At 71.4% G+C, this 447-nt stretch carries 1 protein-coding gene; it reads right to left on the reverse strand.

From position 1 onward, the window contains the following. Positions 1-435, reverse strand: a 435-nt coding sequence (locus D7Y13_RS42895) for a sensor histidine kinase (protein WP_341870482.1), incomplete at its 3' end; no start/stop codon positions are given. Positions 436-447: the final 12 nt, after the last annotated feature.

The raw sequence follows: 447 nt of genomic DNA on the forward strand, positions 1-447 counted from the left end.
CGGGTAGGCCGCCTCCACCTCGTCCACCACGCCGCGCGTCAGCTCGTGCAGGTCCGCGGGCCGCCGCTCGATGCGGATGCCGCCCCCCAGGCGCGCCTGGGTGAAGTCCAGCAGGTCCTTCACCATGCGCGTGGCCCGCTCCGCCGCGTTCTGGATGCGCGTCACGCTCTTGCGGCTGCGCTCGTCCAGGTCCTCGCGCCGGGCCATGGCGCTGACCCCCAACTGGATGGCCGACAGGGGGTTGCGCAGGTCGTGGCTCACGATGCCGATGAGGTGCTGCTCGAACTCCGCCTGGCGCTTGACGGCGACCTCCAGCCGCCGCTGCACCGTGATGTCCTGGAGGAGCGCGACGTAGCCATCCGCTTCTCCCTCCGCGTTCCGGTAGGGATTGAACGTCACCCGCACATCCCGGGTGCCCCCCAGGCGATAGGGCACGCCGTGCTGCTC

This window comes from Corallococcus praedator, from assembly GCF_003612125.1.
Taxonomy (GTDB): Bacteria; Myxococcota; Myxococcia; order Myxococcales; family Myxococcaceae; genus Corallococcus; species Corallococcus praedator.